The organism is Cytobacillus oceanisediminis, assembly GCF_004366035.1.
GTDB lineage: Bacteria > Bacillota > Bacilli > Bacillales > Cytobacillaceae > Cytobacillus > Cytobacillus oceanisediminis_C.
Genome location: NZ_SOEE01000004.1, coordinates 272,659 through 292,551 on the forward strand (window position 1 = coordinate 272,659; position 19,893 = coordinate 292,551).

A 19,893-nucleotide genomic window follows, 5' to 3' on the forward strand; every position below is an offset into this window, starting at 1 on the left:
AGGAGTGCTGTTGCATGGGTAAAGGAACAAATTTAACTCCCCGCCAAATTGTTGAGCGTTTGGATCAATTTATCATCGGTCAAAAGGATGCAAAAAAAGCAGTCGCTGTTGCACTTAGAAATCGCTATCGCCGCAGCTTGCTTGAAGAAAAATTGCGGGATGAAGTAAATCCTAAAAATATACTGATGATTGGTCCGACTGGAGTAGGAAAGACTGAGATTGCACGCAGAATGGCTAAATTGGTCGGTGCCCCATTTGTTAAAGTGGAGGCAACCAAATTTACCGAGGTCGGATATGTTGGCAGGGATGTTGAATCCATGGTCAGGGATCTTGTGGAAACATCCGTCCGTTTGGTTAAAGAAGAGAAGATGGCCAGTGTAAAGGAAAGAGCAGAAGAAAGTGCCAACCTCCGCATCCTTGAATTGCTTGTACCGGGTGCCAAAAAGGCAGCTAATTATAAAAATCCTCTCGAAATGCTATTTGGCGGGGGTAATGATCAGCAGCAGGATACGCATCAGACAGAAGATTTTAACCTCCAGGAAAAGCGCAAGATTGTAAAAGAAAAGCTTGCACTTGGCGAATTGGAAAATGAAGTTATTACCGTTGAAGTAGAGGAGCAGCAGCCTTCCATGTTTGACATGCTGCAGGGCTCAGGTATGGAGCAGATGGGCATGAATATGCAGGATGCCCTCAGCAGCCTTATGCCGAAGAAAAGGAAAAAAAGGAAACTGACTGTACGGGAAGCAAGAAAGATATTAACAAATGAAGAAGCCCAAAAGCTGATTGATATGGACGAAGTCGGTCAGGAGGCTGTATTCCGCGCTGAACAGTCAGGAATTATTTTCATTGATGAAATCGATAAAATAGCCAGCAAAAACAGCGGCGGTTCTTCAGCTGATGTTTCAAGAGAAGGGGTTCAAAGAGACATCTTGCCGGTGGTAGAAGGTTCAACAGTAGTAACCAAATACGGTTCTGTAAAGACAGACCATGTATTGTTTATTGCTGCCGGTGCATTCCACATGGCGAAGCCTTCCGACCTGATTCCTGAATTACAGGGACGTTTTCCGATCCGTGTGGAGCTCACGAAACTAACCGTTGAGGATTTCTACAAAATACTCGTTGAGCCCGATAATGCATTAATAAAACAATACGAAGCATTATTGGTAACTGAAGGTATACAAATTGAATTTTCTGACGATGCTATTCGTAGGATTGCTCAATTTGCTTTCGAAGTAAACCAAAATACAGATAATATCGGTGCTAGACGTCTTCATACCATCATGGAAAAATTGTTGGAGGATCTATCATTTGAAGCACCGGATATCACAATGGAAAAAATCACAATTACCCCTCAGTATGTCGAGGAGAAACTGGGAGCCATTTCCCGCAATAAGGATTTAAGCCAGTTTATTCTATGACCCATTGTTTAGAGATCCATGTCATAGGGTACACGAGGAATGAATCTTAAATTTTATACGAATGTTTAAAGAAGTAATAAGTTATTTAATCTTAACAAAATATATGTTTATGGGTTATAGCAAATAGGAGGAAATACAATGGATTTATTAACAAAAACAAGAAAAATTAATGCAATGCTCCAAAGAGCGGCCGGAAAACCGGTTAACTTCAAGGAAATGTCAGAAACACTAAGCGATGTAATCGAAGCAAATATCTTCGTGGTGAGCCGTAGAGGCAAACTGCTTGGATTTGCTGTAAACCAGCAAATTGAAAATGAGCGCATGAAGCAAATGCTTGCAGATCGTCAATTCCCTGAAGAATATACTAAAAATTTATTTAACATCCAGGAAACTTCATCAAATCTGGATGTAGAAAGTGAATATACTGCATTCCCAGTTGAAAACAAAGATCTTTTCGCAAATGGTTTGACTACAATTGTTCCAATAATCGGCGGCGGAGAGCGTCTGGGTACTTTAATTCTTGCCAGATTACAGGAGCAGTTCCATGATGATGATTTAATTCTTGCTGAATATGGTGCTACTGTAGTTGGTATGGAAATCCTTCGTGAAAAAGCTGAAGAAATTGAAGAAGAAGCACGCAGCAAGGCTGTTGTACAAATGGCAATCAGTTCTCTTTCATACAGTGAGCTGGAAGCGATCGAGCATATCTTTGAAGAGCTTAACGGCAACGAAGGGCTTCTTGTAGCATCAAAAATTGCTGATCGTGTAGGCATTACGCGCTCTGTAATCGTAAATGCCCTAAGAAAACTGGAAAGTGCAGGGGTTATTGAGTCCCGATCGTTAGGTATGAAAGGTACTTATATCAAAGTTCTAAACGATAAGTTTCTGGTTGAATTAGAAAAACTTAAATCTAACTAATATAGTCCTTTAAAACCCGTCTATAAATGACGGGTTTTTTATTACAAATAGATTACAAAATCGTTGGTAAATTTATGTAATTTTATCATTTTTTATAAGGATTTTTGGCTTATTTTACATTATAAGCATTTGCCTTGTTTAGATTAGATAGTTCAAAAGAATCACGAGCGGGGTGTGGATGAATTTTAGATGGGAGAAAGAAGTATGTGCGATTGGTAATTATTAGAAATAAATCAATGTAACTTTCAGCATATTTAAAAGATTTGTCGAAAATAGGACAAAAGAATCATTAAAATTAACCTTATGTTCATAGACATATTATTTCATATTCATTACAATAATGTTTATGATGACATAATTTGTCCATTATCACCAAATTTCTACAATAATTACCATGATAAAAATTGTGTTTATATGAGGTGTTGTGATTGAAACTGTTTTCAGGCACTATATCAACTTTAGAAAAAGCATTGGATTACTCTTCGCTTAAGCAAAAGGTAATATCTCAAAATATTGCAAATGCGGACACTCCAAACTATAAAGCAAAAGATGCAAGCTTTAAAGAGGCTTTTCAGAGCGCTCTAAAAGGATCAATGGAAGCAAACAAAAGTGACTTCAGGCATTACGACTTTAAGAATGGATCATCTTCGGCGCAAGGTGCAGTGACAAAACGCAATGCTTCTTACAATCATAATGGCAACAGTGTAGATGTAGATAAGGAAATGGCGGAACTGGCTACAAATCAGATTTACTATAATGCAGTGATTGAACGAGTAAGCGGGAAGTTTTCTAGCCTGCAGAATGTATTGCGGGGAGGAAAATAGTAATGTCTATGTTTCATAGTATGAATAACACAGCATCGGCTCTTACTGCCCAAAGGCTCCGCATGGATGTAATTTCTTCTAATATGGCCAATGCGGACTCTACCAGAAGTGTGAATGGAGAGGCCCCCTACAGAAGGAAATCAGTAGTATTGGAACCGGAAGAAGGACAATTTTCATCTTTTTTAAATATGGCAATGAGCCGAACAGGCGGAAGCTCTGCAGGAAACGGTGTAAAGGTTTCAAGAATTGTAGAAGATCGGGAGACGCCAGCTAAAATGGTTTATGATCCCACCCATGTCGATGCTAATGAGGATGGATATGTTGAAATGCCGAATGTGGACCCTCTAAGAGAAATGACGGATCTGATTAGTGCGACAAGATCTTATGAAGCCAATGTAACTGTTTTTAATGCATCTAAAGGCATGATGATGAAAGCTTTGGAAATCGGCAAATAAGGAGAACGTTAAATGAATAATGTAACTTTTATGCCAGTGAATACTTTAAAGCCTGCTGAAAATCAAAAGACTCATACATATACATCATTCGATGCTCAGCAAAGTTTTTCGTCCGTTTTAAAGCAATCAATTGAAAAAATAAATAATGCCCAGATTCAGTCAGATGTTATGACTGAAAAACTTGCAAAGGGAGAAAATGTTGATCTTCACCAGGTGATGATTACATCACAGAAAGCGAGCATTACAATGCAGGCTGCACTGGAAATCAGAAATAAAGTAATTGAAGCTTATCAGGAAGCGATGAGAATGCAAGTTTAATTTTACAGCTGTTCCCTTTGAATAAAAATAAAAAATTGAAAGGATCCACTGAATGGTGAGATTTTTTCAATTTTTTCATGAATGAAAATGATTAAAGCTAAAAACTAGTTATGGCGGTTATTAGCTTAGACAGAATAACCGGAGGATTGTAATGAATGAGACGCTACAGAGATATATAAGCAAAGTGAAAGAATACTGGAGCAGCAGGACGAAAAAACAAAAGACGGTTATGATTGGTGCTGCTGCGATATGTATATTGCTGATTGCGGCTGCCGCGATCCTAAGTACGAGGACTACTCTAGTTCCTCTTTATAGCAATTTAACACCTTCGGAGACTGGGACGATCAAAGAAAGTCTCGATACCAGGGGCGTTGTATCTGAAATCGCAGATGGCGGTACAACGATCAAAGTTCCTGAAGAGGTAGTGGATACTCTGAAAGTAGAACTGGCAGCAGAAGGAATACCGAAATCCGGAAGCATTGATTATTCTTTTTTCAGCCAGAATGCCGGCATCGGCATGACTGAAAACGAATTTAATGTCCTTAAGCTGGAAGCAATGCAGACTGAGCTTGCGAATTTGATGAAAGGGATCGATGGAGTAAATGATGCCAAGGTAATGATTAATCTTCCGGAGAAAGGAATCTTTGTAAATGATTCTCCGGAGGAAGCATCCGCCTCTATTGTTCTTAACACGAAACCAGGCTATCAATTTGAAGAATCGCAAATCCAGGCTCTATATCACCTGGCTGCGAAAAGCATACCAAATCTTCCCACTGATAATATCGTCATTACCAATCAGTTTTTTGAGTATTTTGACTTAAAAAATAAACAAAACTCTTCACCAGAAAGCACTTTTGCGGCACAGCATGAAATTAAAAAAGAAATAGAACGCGATGTACAGCGCCAGGTGCAGAATATGCTGGGCACTTTAATGGGGCAGGATAAGGTTGTTGTATCTGTAACCGCCGATATTGACTTTACCCAGGAAAACAGGGAAGAAAACCTGGTTACGCCTGTTGATGAAGAAAATATGGAAGGTATAGCTATCAGTGCTCAAAAAATTACGGAGACTTTTACCGGCAATGGCGAAGGAGCAGGAGGAACTCCTGCGCTGGGAGGAAACGATGAACCAGCTGGGACAGATTCATATGTAGCGACCGGTGATTCAAACGGGGATTATGAGCGGATAGAAGAGACTATTAATAATGAAGTAAATAAAATCCGCAGGGAGATTGTCGAAAGCCCTTATAAAGTCAGAGACCTGGGCATTCAGGTAATGGTGGAGCCGCCGACGGCAGATGATCCTGCATCACTTCCTCAGGAAAGAATTAATGATATTACCCAGATACTTGGGACTGTTGTTCGCACAACCATTAATAAGGATGCTGCAGCTGATGCAGAATTAACAGATGAGGCAATTCAGGAAAAAATTGTCGTCTCCGTACAGCCTTTCAATGGTAAAGTTGAGTTTTCAAATGAGACCAGCACCAGCATTCCGTGGTGGATTTATGCAATTGGAGGAGTACTGCTATTAGTCATTGCTCTATTAATCTTCCTTTTTGTTAAAGCGAGAAAGAGGCAGAAGCAAGAAGAAGAGATAGAAGGACCAACTGCAGAGACATTCAATCTTCCCGATGTAAATGAAGAGCATGAAACAGAAAGTACAGTGAGACGCAAGCAGCTGGAAAAAATGGCGAAGGAAAAGCCTGAAGACTTTGCAAAACTGCTTCGCTCTTGGATCGCAGAAGACTAAGGAGGATGAAAAATGCCAAAAAAAGAGCAAACAGAACTAACAGGTAAACAAAAAGCGGCAATTCTTCTTATTTCACTTGGTCCTGATGTTGCATCCTCTGTTTATAAACATTTAAGCGAGGAAGAAATTGAGAAGCTGACCCTGGAAATCTCCGGGGTCAGAAAAGTTGATTCGTTTGCTAAAGAAGAAATACTAGAAGAATTCCATCAAATTGCCCTGGCGCAGGACTATATCACTCAGGGCGGGATTGGTTACGCAAAAACAGTTCTCGAGAAAGCACTTGGCACCGAGCAGGCTTCAGCTATTATTAATAGACTGACGTCTTCTCTGCAGGTAAGGCCATTCGATTTTGCCAGAAAGGCAGATCCTGCACAAATTCTGAATTTCATTCAAAATGAACATCCGCAAACAATCTCATTGATATTGTCCTATCTTGATCCAGCGCAGGCAGGGCAGATCCTGTCAGAGCTGCCGCAGGAAATGCAGGCGGATATTGCAAAAAGGATTGCCGTCATGGATAGCACATCTCCCGAAATTATCAATGAAGTTGAACAGATTCTCGAGAGAAAGCTGTCTTCTACTGTAACACAGGATTATACTCAGACTGGCGGAATTGAATCGGTTGTCGATGTTCTTAATGGGGTTGACAGGGCGACAGAAAGGACTATTCTGGATGCACTGGAAATTCAGGATCCTGAGCTTGCTGAGGAAATTAAGAAGAGAATGTTTGTATTTGAGGACATCGTTACCCTTGACAGCCGCGCCATACAGCGTGTTATCCGTGACTGTGAAAGTGAGGACCTCATGCTTTCATTAAAAGTGTCCAGTGATGAAGTTAAGGAAATCGTCTTTAAAAATATGTCATCCAGAATGGTTGAAACCTTTAAGGATGAGATGGAATATATGGGTCCTGTAAGATTAAGAGACGTTGAGGAAGCCCAATCAAGAATAGTCGGCATTATCCGAAGACTAGAAGAATCAGGAGAGATCATCGTCGCTCGCGGCGGAGGGGATGATATTATTGTCTAGGCTTATTAAATCATCTTCTTCAGCTGTGCCGAAAGAAGAAAAGAAAGTCATTTCTATCAGACTGCTGCAAAGCAATTTAACCCCCATTGAAGATGCAATGGAGCAAAACTTGGCTAGAACAGATGAAGAACTTCAAGCCATGCTAAAAAGTGCCCGTGAGGAAGCTGAACGGATTGTCAATACTGCTAGAATAGATTCAGAAAATATGACACGGCAAATTGAGGAGCAGCTCAAAGCGCTAGACAAGGAAAAACAAAGAGTTCTTGAGGAAGCCCGCTCTGAGGGATTTGCTGCTGGAGCTGATGATGGCAGAAAAAACGGTCTCCGGGAATACAGTGAACTGATTCATATGGCAAGAGAAGTTGTAAACTCAGCCAAACATGATTATCAGCAGCATATCGAATCATCAGAACAGACTATTCTAAATCTGGGGTTAAAGGTTGCAGAAAGAATTCTTGGAGAAGTTCTTGATAAAAATGGTGATCAATTCCTTTCTATTGTAAAAAGAGCAATAAAGGAAGCGAGGGAATACACTGAGATTCAGCTCCATGTACATCCTATGCATTATGATTTGATCCTTTCCCATAAGGATGAACTAATCCGGGTATTTCCAAAAGAGACAGATTTATATATTTATCCAGATGAGGAACTAAGCAATACAAGCTGCATAATTGAATCTGCAAATGGGCGTATTGAAGCAAGTGTTGACAGCCAGCTTGAAGAAATAAAAAGAAAACTCTTTGAGATGCTGGAGAGTGAACCCAATTGAACCTTAAACAGCTGATCGATGAGGTGGATAAAATTGATAGCTTTAAACGTTTTGGCAGAGTAAAAAGAGTAGTCGGTTTGATGATTGAGTCTCAAGGTCCGGAAAGTTCAATTGGGGATGTATGCATTATTCATATAGGCAAAGGACGGACAAGAAGGATCAAGGCGGAAGTCGTCGGTTTTAAAAATGAGAATGTGATTCTTATGCCTTATACTGCTGTACAGGATATTTCGCCAGGCAGCCTTGTCGAGACGACCTCGAAGCCTCTTGAGGTGAAAATTGGTCCTGCTCTTATAGGACAGGCAATAGACTCACTGGGACAGCCTCTCGATGGGGGGAATTTGCCAAAGGGTTTAACACCAGTCCTAACCGAACAAACGCCTCCTAATCCGCTGAAAAGACCGCCAATCTCTGAGCCTATTGAAGTAGGAGTACGAATGATCGACAGCCTGCTGACTGTAGGAAACGGGCAGCGGGTCGGGATTTTTGCAGGAAGCGGTGTCGGAAAAAGTACACTTCTTGGAATGATAGCACGCAATACCAATGCGGATTTAAATGTGATCGCACTTATTGGCGAGAGGGGAAGAGAGGTTAGGGAGTTTATTGAGAGGGATCTTGGCCCGGAAGGGTTGAAAAGGTCCATCGTGGTGGTAGCTACGTCAGACCAGCCGGCACTCATGAGAATTAAAGGGGCATACACGGCCACAGCAATTGCTGAGTATTTCAGGGACAAAGGCTTAAATGTCATGTTAATGATGGATTCAGTAACCCGGGTGGCTATGGCGCAGCGGGAAGTCGGCCTCGCAGTCGGTGAACCGCCTACAACAAAAGGTTATACACCTTCTGTTTTCGCTGTTCTTCCTAAGCTGCTTGAAAGAACAGGAACAAACGAATATGGCTCTATAACTGCATTTTATACCGTATTGGTCGACGGTGACGACATGAATGAACCAATCGCTGATACAGTCAGGGGAATACTGGATGGACACTTTGTTCTGGATCGGGCTTTAGCGAACAAAGGGCAATATCCGGCTATTAATGTCCTGAAAAGTGTCAGCCGGGTTATGAACCATATTGCAGATGCCTCCCATTTAAAATCAGCAGAAAAAATAAGGGAAATACTTAGCACGTATATAAATGCAGAGGATTTAATTAATATTGGAGCATACAAGCGCGGGTCATCGATGGAAATAGACGAAGCCATTCGATTATATCCTTCGATTATCTCTTTTTTGAAACAAGAAACGAATGAAAAAATTTCTATCTTGGAAAGCATTGGCCAATTAAAAGGATTAGCTGGAAAAGGGGAATAAAAATTGCAGTATCAATTTAAGTTCAATAAAATCTTGAAGATAAAAGAAAGAGAAAAAGATCAGGCGTTTGATGTATACAATCAGGCTGTCATACGATTTGAAGAAACTGCCAAGAAACTATACGATCTTCTGAAAAAGAAAGAAGATCTGGAGGAATATCAGCAATCAAGACTGGCTGAAGGCCTTCCGGTTCAGGAAATCAGGCATCACCAGCATTTTGTGAGCAGCCTTGAGAAAACAATTGACCATTATCAAAAAATGGTCGCCAATGCGCGAACCCAAATGAATTTTCAGCAGGAAAAACTAATGGAAAAGAATATTGAAGTAAAGAAATATGAAAAAATGCAGGAAAAAGATTTAACTGGCTTTTTGGAAAGCATAAAGCAAGCAGAAGGAAGGCAAATGGATGATATCTCGATTCAGCTGTATATGAATCGGGGAAATTAGGTGGTTAAATGGAAAGAATGCCAGAAGAACAAGAGACACCCAAAACAAGCAGGTTTCAATGGTTTATATTCGCTTTCTTGATTCCGATCCTTTTCGGAATAACTGTAGCCCTGCTGGTTTTCACATTATCAGGAAACAACATTTTTGAAACAGCCAGAGAATATAGCCAAAAGGTGCCCTTTTTAGCTTCCGTTTTGGATGACAAGAAATTCCGTTCACAGGAAGTGATGGAGGAGGAGCTCATCGGACTGCAGGCAGAAGTTAAAGATCGTGAAGCAAGGATATCTCAGATGGAAAGCCAGCTTGACAGCAAAGACCTGGAATTAGAAAGAGCAGCGCTCGAAAAACAGAGGCTCGAAGAAGAAATCAACGAGCTTACGGCTATAAAGGAAGAAAACAAGCGAGCATTTAAAGATATCGTAAAAACCTATGAAAATATTACCGCTAAAAAAGCAGCACCGATTTTAACTGAGATGAAGGATGAGGAAGCTGTAAAAATATTATCAAATGTTAATTCTGACACGCTGGCTGCCATTATGGAGAAGATGAACCCGGAGGATGCCGCACGGTATACAGCACTCCTGACCGCTGCCAAAGAAAAAAGCGGATCGAATAATTAACAAAAAGTCTTGAGAGGAGGTGAATTTAAGTGCAGATCGGAAGATTAGGATTTATTCAGGCACAATATTCATCCGAAGATAAAATATCTCTGCAAGATACAAGCAGCACTGGTTTTGGGAGTCTTTTCTTTGCTTTAACCGGAACTGCCAAACCGCAAGCAGAAAGCTTGCCTGCAGCAGCTGATGCGGAGAAGGTCGAACAGTTAAAAGAATTAATGGAGTTTCTTAAAGTGGGTGAGATCACCGAATTAGAAAACGGAAGCGAGCTTCTGGAGAAGATTTCCTTTCAAACAGACACTGACATCATAGAGGTCATTTCGGAGCAGCTGAATCTTACACAGGAAGAATTAGTGCAGATGCTAGAGGGTTTTATGGACCAGGTTTTGCCAGGTGTAAAGCTTGAAGATGTATATTCTATGGAAGATTTAGAGGATGGCAACAAAATCCAATTATTAATTTCAGCAATCTCAAATTTTGATGTAAAAGAAGGCATGATCCTGCAGGGAAAAGATTTTAGCGGAGCATTAAAAGCTTTGAAATTGTATGACATTCTGTCTGCAAAAAAGGATTTTCTCAGCAGCAAAATGAATGTGAAGGAATTTCTAAATCATGTCCAAATAAAAGTTGAGGGGCTAATAAACAGTACTTCTGTTGATAAAGGCAGTATTATACAAAAAGTTTTTACCCCGCTTGCTAACGAATTAAACACTGCAAAACAACAAAATAACTCTGCTAATGAAAATTTGGGTCAGGCAGCCTTTAAAATCATAAATAGACCGGAAACTGCTTTGCAGGGTTTTGTTCAGGTTCAATCATTTTCAAAACCGGAACAGATGGCTCTGCTGAATCCGCAGGGAAGGACAGTAAGTCCAGATCAGCTTATGCAGCAATTTGAAAACATATTATCCAAGAGCAGCTTTCTCAAAACGGGAGGAACACAAAAGTTATTTATCAAGCTGAATCCTGACCATCTTGGAGCGCTGCGCATAGAGCTTATTCAAAAGGACTCTGCGATGATTGCCAGGATACTTACATCAACTGGCTCAGCCAAAGAAATTCTTGATTCACATATTAATGGTCTAAAGCAGGCCTTCAGTTCACAAAACATTCAGATTGAGAGAATTGAAATCTCTCAGCAAATGACGCAGCAGGACCGCTCCTTTAACAGGGATCCCCAGCAGCAGGAACAGAGGCAGCAGCAAAATAAGGATGAAAATAATATGCAGCCTGAGAGCGAATTTAACAGCTCGTTTGAAGAAGCACTTCTTAATACCGAAGCATAGGAGTGATAGTAATTGGCAAACACAATAGATTCTTCCCTAATGCTATCAAACTACCAAAGCCAAACCCGAAAGACCGGCTCAGATATATTAGGCAAAGATGACTTTCTAAAAATTCTAATGACACAGCTGCAAAACCAGGATCCAATGAACCCTATGCAGGACAAGGACTTTATTGCACAGATGGCAACCTTTTCGTCATTGGAGCAGATGACTAATATGAATAAGACGATGGAGAAGTTAGTGGCTTTTCAGGAGCAGAACCAGCTAATGACTTACAATAACTTTTTAGGCAAAAATGTCACCTGGCATAAATTGACAGAATCAAGTGAACCAAACCAGGAACCAATTATTGAAGAAGGAACTGGAAAAGTAGTTTCTATCCAGTATAAGAATAATACAGCTGTATTTATTTTGGATGATGGAACGAAGCTTGAACCTGCAAATATTTCTCAACTAAATGAGTAAAAGGAAGTGAGTGGGTGGATAAACTTATTTATCGTCCGATCCACACCCAGCCGGTAATTACACCAAAGGGGAATGCTGTTCAAACTTCTAAGCAATCACAAAATAAATTCTCTGCCCACCTCCAAACAGCCCTGCAGACTGAAGGCAATTTAATTGTCAGCAAACATGCAAAGCAGAGACTTGAACAAAGAGGTATACATATAAGTGCAGAGCGGTGGAAGCAAATTGAAGATAAGGTACAGGAAGCCAGGGATATGGGTGTTAAAGAATCCTTGGTATTGCTCGACAACGCAGCACTTGTAGTCAGTGCTAAGAATAATACAGTAATCACTGCGATGGATCGTAAGGAAGCTCGAACACAAATATTCACTAATATTGATGGAACTATAATTCTGGATCAATAAAAATAATGGCTGGACCTTTTAAGGAAGCCTATGCTGCCGACTGACAGAAGCAGCATTAAAGAGAGGAGCAAAAATTAATGCTACGTTCAATGTATTCAGGTATAAGCGGGATGAAAAACTTTCAGACGAAGCTGGATGTTATTGGGAATAATATTGCGAATGTTAATACATTTGGATATAAAAAAGGTCGCGTGAATTTTAAAGATATGGTGAGTCAGACTATTTCAGGTGCAACAGGAAGCGGAGCAAATTCGGGAGGTATTAATCCTAAGCAGGTAGGTCTTGGTTCACAATTATCATCTATAGATACAATTGATACACAGGGGAGTCTGCAAACCACTGGCCGTGTATTGGATATAGGGATTCAAGGTGATGGCTACTTGATGGTTCAGCGAGGGAATAACACCTATTATACCCGCGCTGGAAATTTGTATCTTGATGATGATGCAAACCTTGTTACGGCATCAGGAGATAAAGTAAAAGGAGCTGATGGGGCAGCTATCCAATTAAATGGGGGGGATGCTACCGTAATTAAAAGCTTAAGTATATCGAATGACGGAACTATAAACTTCTTAATAGACGGGAACGATGCATTGCAGTCTGCCGGACCAATTGGAATAGCACGCTTTAATAATAATGGCGGTCTTGAAAAAATTGGAGACAATCTATATAAGGACACTGTAAACTCAGGTGATGCAGTCACATTAACCCCAGGAGAAAATGGTGCAGGAGTTCTCGTTTCCGGAACCCTGGAAATGTCCAACGTAGACCTTTCAGAAGAATTCACTGAAATGATTACAGCTCAGCGCGGTTTTCAGGCAAATACCCGTATCATTACAACATCAGATGAAATTCTGCAGGAGCTTGTTAATTTAAAACGATAATCTAAAGGAGGGTCAGGGCTGAGGGCAAAGAACCTTTAGCCCTGAGAAAAAACATTGATTAAAGTATCTCGCCTGAACGGCAAAACTTTTGTATTAAATGCTTTGTACATAGAAACAGTGGAATCTTTTCCAGATACGACGATAACGCTCACTAATGGAAAGAAGTATGTTGTAAAGGAATCTGAAGTTGTAGTCATGCAATCGATTTTAGGATTCTATCAATCTGTTAATCTTCTGGGGCAGCAGCTGGCGGAGGGAAATAAAAATGAAGAACAATAAGCTGTTAATTATAATGTTGATGATGCTTGTAGCGATCACACTTGTAGGAGCTATTGCCCTGGTGATTGTGATGAAATTTTCGGGTGATGGTGAAACAAAAGAGCCAACCATTGATGATGTACTGGAAGCCTCTGTTGATATCCCGCAAATTACAGCTAATTTAGCGAGTGATGATTATATCAGGATTTCTTTTAAAATCCAGACTGAAAACAAAAAAGCTAAAGAGGAATTGCAGAAAAGAGATTTTCAGGTGAAAAACCTCATCATTCAGGAATTGTCTGAAATGAAAGCAGAGGATATACAGGGGAAAGAAGGCCAAATCAAGCTGCAGGAAGATTTGAAAACCAAGATTAACGGTTTAATGCAAGAAGGAAAGATCGTTCAGGTGTACATTACTGAATCTCTCCTCCAGTGATAACCAAATAACTAACTGCAATAGATGGAGGTGAGGATTCATGTCAGGTGAGGTTTTATCGCAAAGCGAGATTGATGCGCTGCTCTCGGCTCTCTCTACCGGAGAAATGGATGCAGATGAACTGAAAAAAGAACAAACGGAGAAAAAAGTAAAAGTTTATGATTTTAAGAGAGCATTAAGATTTTCTAAAGATCAAATTCGCAGTTTAACAAGAATACATGAGAATTTTGCCAGGCTCTTAACCACCTTTTTTTCTGCCCAGCTGAGGACCTATGTGCAGATATCGGTTGCTTCTGCGGATCAGATACCATATGAGGAATTTATCCGGTCCATCCCGAAAATGACAATACTAAATGTAATTGAAGTGCCGCCTCTGGATGGAAGAATTCTTATGGAAGTGAATCCAAATGTCGCCTATGCCATGATGGACAGGCTGATGGGCGGCAGGGGGACCAGCATAAATAAAGTTGACAATTTAACAGAAATTGAAACAAAAATCATGTCTGCTACATTTGAAAGGGCATTTGAAAACCTAAGGGAAGCCTGGAGTACAATCGCGGATATTGATCCGCTTTTGGCTGATTTTGAGGTGAATCCGCAATTTCTGCAAATGGTCTCGCCTAATGAAACAGTCGTCGTTATTTCATTAAACACGACTATTGGGGAAACGAGCGGGATGATTAATATATGTATACCTCACGTCGTTCTCGAGCCGATTATTCCCAAGCTGTCTGTACATTATTGGATGCAGACGGATAAAAAGGAAAGGGAGCCGGAGGTCATTGCCCGGCTAGAACGAAATATACAAAAGGCGGAAGTTCCAGTCATATGTGAACTCGGCAGTTCTGACATAGCCATTCAGGATTTCTTATCTCTTGATATTGGTGATGTCATTGAGTTAAATCAAGGAATTGACCAGGCGCTAACAATAAAAATCGGGAATATTCCTAAATTCATCGGACAGCCTGGGAAAATGAACAAAAAAATGGCCGTGCAAATTTTAGACACTGTGAAAGGGGGAGATGAGGATGATGAGTGATGATATGCTTTCGCAAGATGAAATTGATGCTCTGTTAAGGGGAGCAGCTGATGACAGCGATGAAACGGAAAGTTATAATGAGGCATTTTTTCAAACCGAAGATTATCTGTCCCATATGGAGCAGGATGCGTTAGGGGAAATCGGCAATATCTCATTTGGGAGCTCTGCAACAGCATTGTCTACATTATTGAATCAGAAAGTTGATATCACAACTCCAGCTGTTTCAGTTGTTTTGCGTCAGAAATTAGCTGAAGAATTCCCACATCCTTATGTAGCAATTCAGGTGAATTATACGGAAGGTTTCTTCGGAAGCAACTTGCTTGTAATTCAGCAATCGGATGCAGCTATCATTGCTGACTTGATGCTTGGGGGAGATGGAACCAACCCGGCTGAACTAATGGGTGAAATTCAGTTAAGCGCGGTTCAGGAGGCAATGAACCAGATGATGGGTTCTGCAGCAACTTCGATGTCAACCATCTTTGGAAAAAAGGTTGATATTTCACCGCCGGCAATTGATATACTTGATTTGCCGCAGGGGGAAGGTGCTGATCGAGTTCCTGCTGATGACATGCTTATAAGGATTTCATTCCGATTAAAAATAGGAAGTCTGATCGACTCGAATATTATGCAGCTGCTTCCTCTGGAATTTGGCAAAAGCCTAGTAAATGAATTATTGAATCCGGGTCAGGGTCTTCCGGCAGATAACACAGTTTCTGAAGAGAAGCAAGCAGTTCAAGGACAGCCCGAATATCAGGAAAGCCAGCTTTCGTTTGATAAGAAACCTGAAGTACACACAGGCGGATTAGACCAGCCTTACATTCAGACAGGTTATTCCGGAGAGCCGCCGGCATATTCACAGCCGGTTATGAATCAGGCATCAAACCCTCAAAGCTATATACCGGCTCAAAACCAGGCTCAGCAATCCGGTCCACAGCATTTTGGAGGCTCTTATGCAAATGGAGTGCAGCCGAATGTACAGCCGGCAGCCTTTTCGAGCTTTGAACCATATCACATGCAGGAGCATGAAACAAAGAATTTAGATATGCTTTTGGATATACCGCTTCAGGTAACGGTCGAACTCGGAAGGACCAAACGTTCCGTTAAGGAAATTCTTGAACTGTCTTCAGGATCGATTATTGAACTGGATAAACTGGCAGGTGAACCTGTTGACATTCTGGTCAATAACCGATTAATCGCCCAGGGTGAAGTGGTTGTCATTGATGAAAACTTTGGTGTGAGGGTTACAGATATTATCAGCCAGAGCGACCGAATAAAAAAACTAAGATGATAAGCGGGGGTTATTAAAATGGCACATAAAATTTTAATAGTTGATGATGCAGCTTTTATGCGAATGATGATAAAAGATATTTTATCCAAGAATGGCTATGAGGTAGTGGGTGAAGCTGCTGACGGTGCACAAGCTGTTGAAAAATATAGGGAAACTCAGCCTGATCTTGTCACAATGGATATTACCATGCCGGAAATGGATGGAATTACAGCTCTAAAAGAAATCAAAAAATTAAATCCGAGTGCAAAAGTCATTATGTGTTCTGCTATGGGCCAGCAGGCAATGGTCATTGATGCTATTCAGGCTGGCGCCAAGGATTTTATCGTAAAACCTTTCCAGGCTGATAGAGTGCTCGAGGCAATCGGCAAAACATTGGGCTAGTGATTATTCTTTTTAGAGGGTGCAAAATGGTGTTGAATGTAAAGAAAGTGATTTCTTTGCTGCTGTTGTTTTCAATTGTTCTGCTGGGCGTGCAGCCGCTGGCCCAGGCAGAGCAATTAAATAATAGTGTTAAAGAATGTATGGAAAATCCTAAGGAATGCGAGAAGCAGGAAACAAAGGAATCAAATGATTCAAAGACAGAGGAAGAGCAGACTCAGCAGGATAAAAGCGGCAAAATTGGTCTTGATTTTTGGGACTTTATAAAGATGATTTTAGCAACAGGCTTCACTATTGGACTTTTGTATGCTCTTCTAAAGTTCATTAACAAAAAAAGTAAGGTATATAACAGGTCGCAGTTAGTTGAAAACCTCGGCGGCACAGCTTTAGGTGCGAACAGGTCAGTTCAGCTGATAAAAGTGGGAAATCGCATTTTTGTAGTAGGGGTAGGAGAAAATATTCAGCTGTTAAAAGAAATAGACGATTCGGAAGAATACAGTCAAATCATCAATGAGCATAATGACAAATTGGAACAGCTTATCCGACCAAGCGATATTGTGACAAAGGTGATGAAAAGAACACAGCAAACAGAAGGAAGCAAGCAAGGCAGCCCCAATTTCAGCTCGCTGCTCGGGATTCAGCTGGATGATATCAAAAAGGGCAGAAAGAAACTGTTTGATGAGTTAGAAAGAAAGGGCCAGAAGAAAGATGAATGAATTCATGGAGTTTTTTAATAGCAGTTCTCCTGAAAATGTATCTACATCTGTGAAGCTTTTTTTATTGCTGACGGTACTGTCTCTCGCGCCCAGTATTCTAATTTTAATGACGTGCTTCACAAGGATTGTCATTGTTCTTTCCTTTGTCAGAACGGCGCTGGCTACTCAGCAAATGCCGCCAAATCAGGTTTTAATCGGCTTGTCCTTGTTCCTGACATTTTTTATAATGGCACCGACGATGCAAGAAGTGAACGAACAGGCTTTAACACCTTTATTTAATGAAGAAATAAATCTGGAAGAAGCTTATGAAAAAGCTTCGATCCCGTTTAAAGAGTTTATGAGTGCCCACACAAGACAGAAAGATTTGGCTTTATTTCTTGAATATTCCGGAGCGGAAGCGCCATCTTCGATTGAAGATATCCCGCTTACGAGTCTTGTTCCGGCATTTGCCATAAGTGAGATCAAAACAGCTTTCCAAATTGGTTTTATGATTTTTATTCCATTTCTCGTTATCGACATGGTTGTAGCCAGTGTATTAATGTCTATGGGGATGATGATGCTTCCTCCGGTTATGATTTCTTTGCCGTTTAAAATATTATTATTTGTACTTGTAGACGGCTGGTATTTAGTAGTTAAATCTCTTTTACAAAGCTTTTAAGCAGGTGAACATTCAGAATGACTCCAGAAACAGTTATATCCATTGCAGAAAGAGGGATTATCACCGTACTTATGATTTGCGGTCCCTTGCTTATTCTGGCACTCGTAGTCGGCTTGGTTGTCAGCATCTTTCAGGCTACAACTCAAATTCAGGAACAGACGCTGGCATTTATTCCTAAGATCGTGGCGGTCCTTGTAGGTGTTGTTTTCTTTGGGCCATGGATGCTTAGCCATATGCTCTCTTATGCCAATGAAATATTCTCTAATTTGACCAGGTTTGTTGGCTGATGCTATGTTAGATTTTCTGCCTTCTTTTCCTGCCTTTTTACTTATTTTTGTAAGGGTGACATCTTTCTTTTTAATGATGCCCCTTTTTTCATACAGATCCATACCGGCCGCACATAAAATTGGCCTTGGCTTCTTTCTGGCATGGATAATGTTCCTGGGAATGGATGTGCCAGTGCTTGAAATTGACGGCACATATTTTCTTTTAATAATTAAAGAAGCATTAGTAGGGCTGATGGTAGGATTTATAGCGTATTTGATTCTTTCTGCGATTCAAATTGCAGGGGGGTTCATTGATTTCCAGATGGGTTTTGCCATTGCAAATGTGATTGATCCTCAAACAGGCGCACAAAGTCCATTAATGGGACAGTATTTGTATACGATAGCTCTCTTTTTTCTATTAACTGTCAATGGGCACCATTTAATGCTTGATGGAGTGTTCTATAGCTACCATTTTATCCCTCTGGATCAGGCATGGATTTCTTTTGGGGATGAGGATATGGCGGAATATGTCATAAAAGCCCTGAATACGATGTTCGTTATTGCCTTTCAGATGTCCATTCCTGTTGTTGGCAGTCTATTTCTTGTTGATGTCGCATTAGGGATTGTTGCCAGGACAGTTCCGCAGCTAAATGTCTTTGTCGTTGGCCTTCCTTTGAAAATTGGCGTTAGTTTTATTGTTTTAATCATTGTTATGAGCGTATTAATGTATGCTGTTTCCCTTGCGTTTGAATCGATGCTGCAGACAATGAGAGGGCTCATGGAACTTATGGGAGGTTCTTAGAATGAAGTTATTGCTCTCTTTAGATCTTCAGCTTTTTTCCGGAGAAAAAACAGAAAAAGCCACACCGAAAAAGAGGCAGGATTCCAGAAAAAAAGGGCAAGTAGCAAAAAGCCAGGATGTAAATACAGCCATCGTCCTTCTTGCTGTGTTTCTGTTTCTGCTGTTTGCCGGATCGTATTTGAAGAATATCATCTTATATATTTTTACGCACTCATTTAACGATTATATGATGATGCCGCTGACAGAGGCGAATATACAGGTAATCTTTCTCGATGTCTTAAAAGAATTGGTGCTTTTTTTAGGTCCCATCATGCTGGTTGCTATGCTGGCGGGGATTACTGCAAACTTTATGCAGGTGGGCACTCTTTTTTCAACAGAAGCTATACAGCCTAAATTAGAGAAAATGGATCCAATAAAAGGATTCAAGCGGATTTTTTCCATGAGAGCGATCGTGGAACTGCTGAAGTCGATGCTCAAAATTGCTTTTGTGGGTGTCGCTGCGTTTGCTGTTTTATGGTTAAGAATAGATGAAATATTAATTCTTTCTCAAAAATCGGTTGGAACAGCGATGGTCACACTTGCCAGCCTGACCGTTCAAATGGGTTTAATTGCTTCAGCGGCACTCCTGTTTTTATCGGTCCTGGATTATCTATATCAAAAATATGATTTTGAAAAGAACATCCGAATGTCAAAACAGGATATAAAAGATGAGCACAAAAATATTGAAGGGGATCCATTAATTAAATCCAAGATTAAACAGAGGCAGAGGGAAATGGCGATGAGAAGGATGATGCAGGAAGTCCCTAAAGCGGATGTGGTCATTACCAATCCAACTCATTTTGCCATAGCTCTGAGCTATGATGAAACCAAAAGTGATGCCCCCATCGTAGTGGCAAAAGGGGTTGACTTTGTTGCCCAAAAGATTAAATTAATCGCAAAGGAAAATGATGTGATTGCTGTTGAAAACAGGCCTCTTGCCAGGGCTCTATATAGCCAGGCGGAAATAGGGCAGGCCATCCCTGAGGAATTTTTTAAAGCTGTCGCAGAAATTTTAGCCTATGTGTACAGAATCCAAAACAAAATTTAACCAGATTAATATTTATTAGAAATAGCTGGTCTTAGGAAGCTGTTGAAGGGCTGCCAAGGCGTTTC

Annotated in this window: 25 protein-coding genes; all 25 read left to right on the forward strand. The window is 40.6% G+C overall.

Annotated elements, in window-relative coordinates; translation table 11 throughout:
• Positions 1 to 14 precede the first annotated feature (14 nt).
• The 25 genes from hslU (at position 15) to flhB (ending at position 19,828) form a co-directional block, all read left to right on the forward strand.
• Entirely contained in the window at positions 15 to 1,418 is a 1,404-nt protein-coding gene (hslU, locus tag DFO72_RS12145) for an HslU--HslV peptidase ATPase subunit (protein WP_113881936.1), read from the forward strand.
• Positions 1,419 to 1,556: 138 nt separating this feature from the next.
• The gene (codY, locus tag DFO72_RS12150) at positions 1,557 to 2,336 is read left to right on the forward strand and encodes a GTP-sensing pleiotropic transcriptional regulator CodY (protein ID WP_113881937.1); all 780 of its coding nucleotides are present in this window, start codon (positions 1,557 to 1,559) and stop codon (positions 2,334 to 2,336) included.
• 428 nt (positions 2,337 to 2,764) lie between these two features.
• A complete protein-coding gene (flgB, locus tag DFO72_RS12155) occupies positions 2,765 to 3,160 on the forward strand; it encodes a flagellar basal body rod protein FlgB (protein WP_113881938.1) in 396 nt (131 codons plus the stop codon).
• A gap of 2 nt (positions 3,161 to 3,162) precedes the next feature.
• A complete protein-coding gene (gene flgC, locus DFO72_RS12160; protein ID WP_113881939.1) occupies positions 3,163 to 3,615 on the forward strand; it encodes a flagellar basal body rod protein FlgC in 453 nt (150 codons plus the stop codon).
• Positions 3,616 to 3,627: 12 nt separating this feature from the next.
• Positions 3,628 to 3,933, forward strand: a complete 306-nt coding sequence (fliE, locus tag DFO72_RS12165; RefSeq protein ID WP_113881940.1) for a flagellar hook-basal body complex protein FliE — start codon at positions 3,628 to 3,630, stop codon at positions 3,931 to 3,933.
• Positions 3,934 to 4,084: 151 nt separating this feature from the next.
• Positions 4,085 to 5,686, forward strand: a complete 1,602-nt coding sequence (fliF, locus tag DFO72_RS12170) for a flagellar basal-body MS-ring/collar protein FliF (protein ID WP_113881941.1) — start codon at positions 4,085 to 4,087, stop codon at positions 5,684 to 5,686.
• Between the two features lie 12 nt (positions 5,687 to 5,698).
• A complete protein-coding gene (fliG, locus tag DFO72_RS12175; protein WP_113881942.1) occupies positions 5,699 to 6,715 on the forward strand; it encodes a flagellar motor switch protein FliG in 1,017 nt (338 codons plus the stop codon).
• Complete coding sequence (fliH, locus tag DFO72_RS12180; protein ID WP_113881943.1) at positions 6,699 to 7,484, forward strand: flagellar assembly protein FliH; 786 nt, start codon at positions 6,699 to 6,701, stop codon at positions 7,482 to 7,484. The genes fliG and fliH overlap by 17 nt, the downstream gene beginning before the upstream one ends.
• Positions 7,481 to 8,797, forward strand: a complete 1,317-nt coding sequence (fliI, locus tag DFO72_RS12185; protein WP_113881944.1) for a flagellar protein export ATPase FliI — start codon at positions 7,481 to 7,483, stop codon at positions 8,795 to 8,797. Before fliH ends, fliI begins: the two co-directional genes overlap by 4 nt.
• Positions 8,798 to 8,800: 3 nt before the next feature.
• Positions 8,801 to 9,244 carry a flagellar export protein FliJ gene (gene fliJ, locus DFO72_RS12190; protein WP_113881945.1) on the forward strand — a complete coding sequence of 148 codons (444 nt, stop codon included), beginning with the start codon at positions 8,801 to 8,803 and terminating at the stop codon, positions 9,242 to 9,244.
• Positions 9,245 to 9,252: 8 nt separating this feature from the next.
• On the forward strand, positions 9,253 to 9,864 hold the full coding sequence (locus DFO72_RS12195) for a MotE family protein (RefSeq protein WP_113881946.1): 612 nt from the start codon (positions 9,253 to 9,255) through the stop codon (positions 9,862 to 9,864).
• 29 nt (positions 9,865 to 9,893) lie between these two features.
• Positions 9,894 to 11,147, forward strand: coding sequence for a flagellar hook-length control protein FliK (locus DFO72_RS12200; RefSeq protein ID WP_113881947.1), 1,254 nt, complete (start codon positions 9,894 to 9,896; stop codon positions 11,145 to 11,147).
• A gap of 12 nt (positions 11,148 to 11,159) precedes the next feature.
• Positions 11,160 to 11,612, forward strand: coding sequence for a flagellar hook assembly protein FlgD (gene flgD / locus DFO72_RS12205; RefSeq protein WP_113881948.1), 453 nt, complete (start codon positions 11,160 to 11,162; stop codon positions 11,610 to 11,612).
• 14 nt (positions 11,613 to 11,626) lie between these two features.
• The gene (locus tag DFO72_RS12210) at positions 11,627 to 12,016 is read left to right on the forward strand and encodes a TIGR02530 family flagellar biosynthesis protein (protein ID WP_113881949.1); all 390 of its coding nucleotides are present in this window, start codon (positions 11,627 to 11,629) and stop codon (positions 12,014 to 12,016) included.
• A gap of 77 nt (positions 12,017 to 12,093) precedes the next feature.
• Positions 12,094 to 12,900 carry a flagellar basal body rod protein FlgG gene (gene flgG / locus DFO72_RS12215; RefSeq protein WP_113881950.1) on the forward strand — a complete coding sequence of 269 codons (807 nt, stop codon included), beginning with the start codon at positions 12,094 to 12,096 and terminating at the stop codon, positions 12,898 to 12,900.
• Between the two features lie 54 nt (positions 12,901 to 12,954).
• Positions 12,955 to 13,179, forward strand: coding sequence for a flagellar FlbD family protein (locus DFO72_RS12220; protein ID WP_113881951.1), 225 nt, complete (start codon positions 12,955 to 12,957; stop codon positions 13,177 to 13,179).
• Complete coding sequence (fliL, locus tag DFO72_RS12225; RefSeq protein ID WP_113881952.1) at positions 13,166 to 13,594, forward strand: flagellar basal body-associated protein FliL; 429 nt, start codon at positions 13,166 to 13,168, stop codon at positions 13,592 to 13,594. The genes DFO72_RS12220 and fliL overlap by 14 nt, the downstream gene beginning before the upstream one ends.
• Before the next feature lie 40 nt (positions 13,595 to 13,634).
• A complete protein-coding gene (gene fliM / locus DFO72_RS12230; protein WP_113881953.1) occupies positions 13,635 to 14,633 on the forward strand; it encodes a flagellar motor switch protein FliM in 999 nt (332 codons plus the stop codon).
• The gene (gene fliY, locus DFO72_RS12235) at positions 14,623 to 15,921 is read left to right on the forward strand and encodes a flagellar motor switch phosphatase FliY (RefSeq protein ID WP_113881954.1); all 1,299 of its coding nucleotides are present in this window, start codon (positions 14,623 to 14,625) and stop codon (positions 15,919 to 15,921) included. The genes fliM and fliY overlap by 11 nt, the downstream gene beginning before the upstream one ends.
• An 18-nt stretch (positions 15,922 to 15,939) precedes the next feature.
• Positions 15,940 to 16,302: a response regulator gene (locus DFO72_RS12240; protein WP_113881955.1), complete on the forward strand. Its 363-nt coding sequence runs from the start codon at positions 15,940 to 15,942 to the stop codon at positions 16,300 to 16,302.
• A gap of 26 nt (positions 16,303 to 16,328) precedes the next feature.
• Positions 16,329 to 17,015 carry a flagellar biosynthetic protein FliO gene (locus DFO72_RS12245; protein WP_113881956.1) on the forward strand — a complete coding sequence of 229 codons (687 nt, stop codon included), beginning with the start codon at positions 16,329 to 16,331 and terminating at the stop codon, positions 17,013 to 17,015.
• On the forward strand, positions 17,008 to 17,673 hold the full coding sequence (fliP, locus tag DFO72_RS12250) for a flagellar type III secretion system pore protein FliP (protein WP_113881957.1): 666 nt from the start codon (positions 17,008 to 17,010) through the stop codon (positions 17,671 to 17,673). The genes DFO72_RS12245 and fliP overlap by 8 nt, the downstream gene beginning before the upstream one ends.
• Before the next feature lie 17 nt (positions 17,674 to 17,690).
• A complete protein-coding gene (fliQ, locus tag DFO72_RS12255) occupies positions 17,691 to 17,960 on the forward strand; it encodes a flagellar biosynthesis protein FliQ (RefSeq protein WP_009330744.1) in 270 nt (89 codons plus the stop codon).
• A 4-nt stretch (positions 17,961 to 17,964) separates the two neighbouring features.
• Complete coding sequence (gene fliR / locus DFO72_RS12260) at positions 17,965 to 18,741, forward strand: flagellar biosynthetic protein FliR (protein WP_113882148.1); 777 nt, start codon at positions 17,965 to 17,967, stop codon at positions 18,739 to 18,741.
• Between the two features lies 1 nt (position 18,742).
• Positions 18,743 to 19,828, forward strand: coding sequence for a flagellar biosynthesis protein FlhB (flhB, locus tag DFO72_RS12265; RefSeq protein ID WP_113881958.1), 1,086 nt, complete (start codon positions 18,743 to 18,745; stop codon positions 19,826 to 19,828).
• Positions 19,829 to 19,893 lie beyond the last annotated feature (65 nt).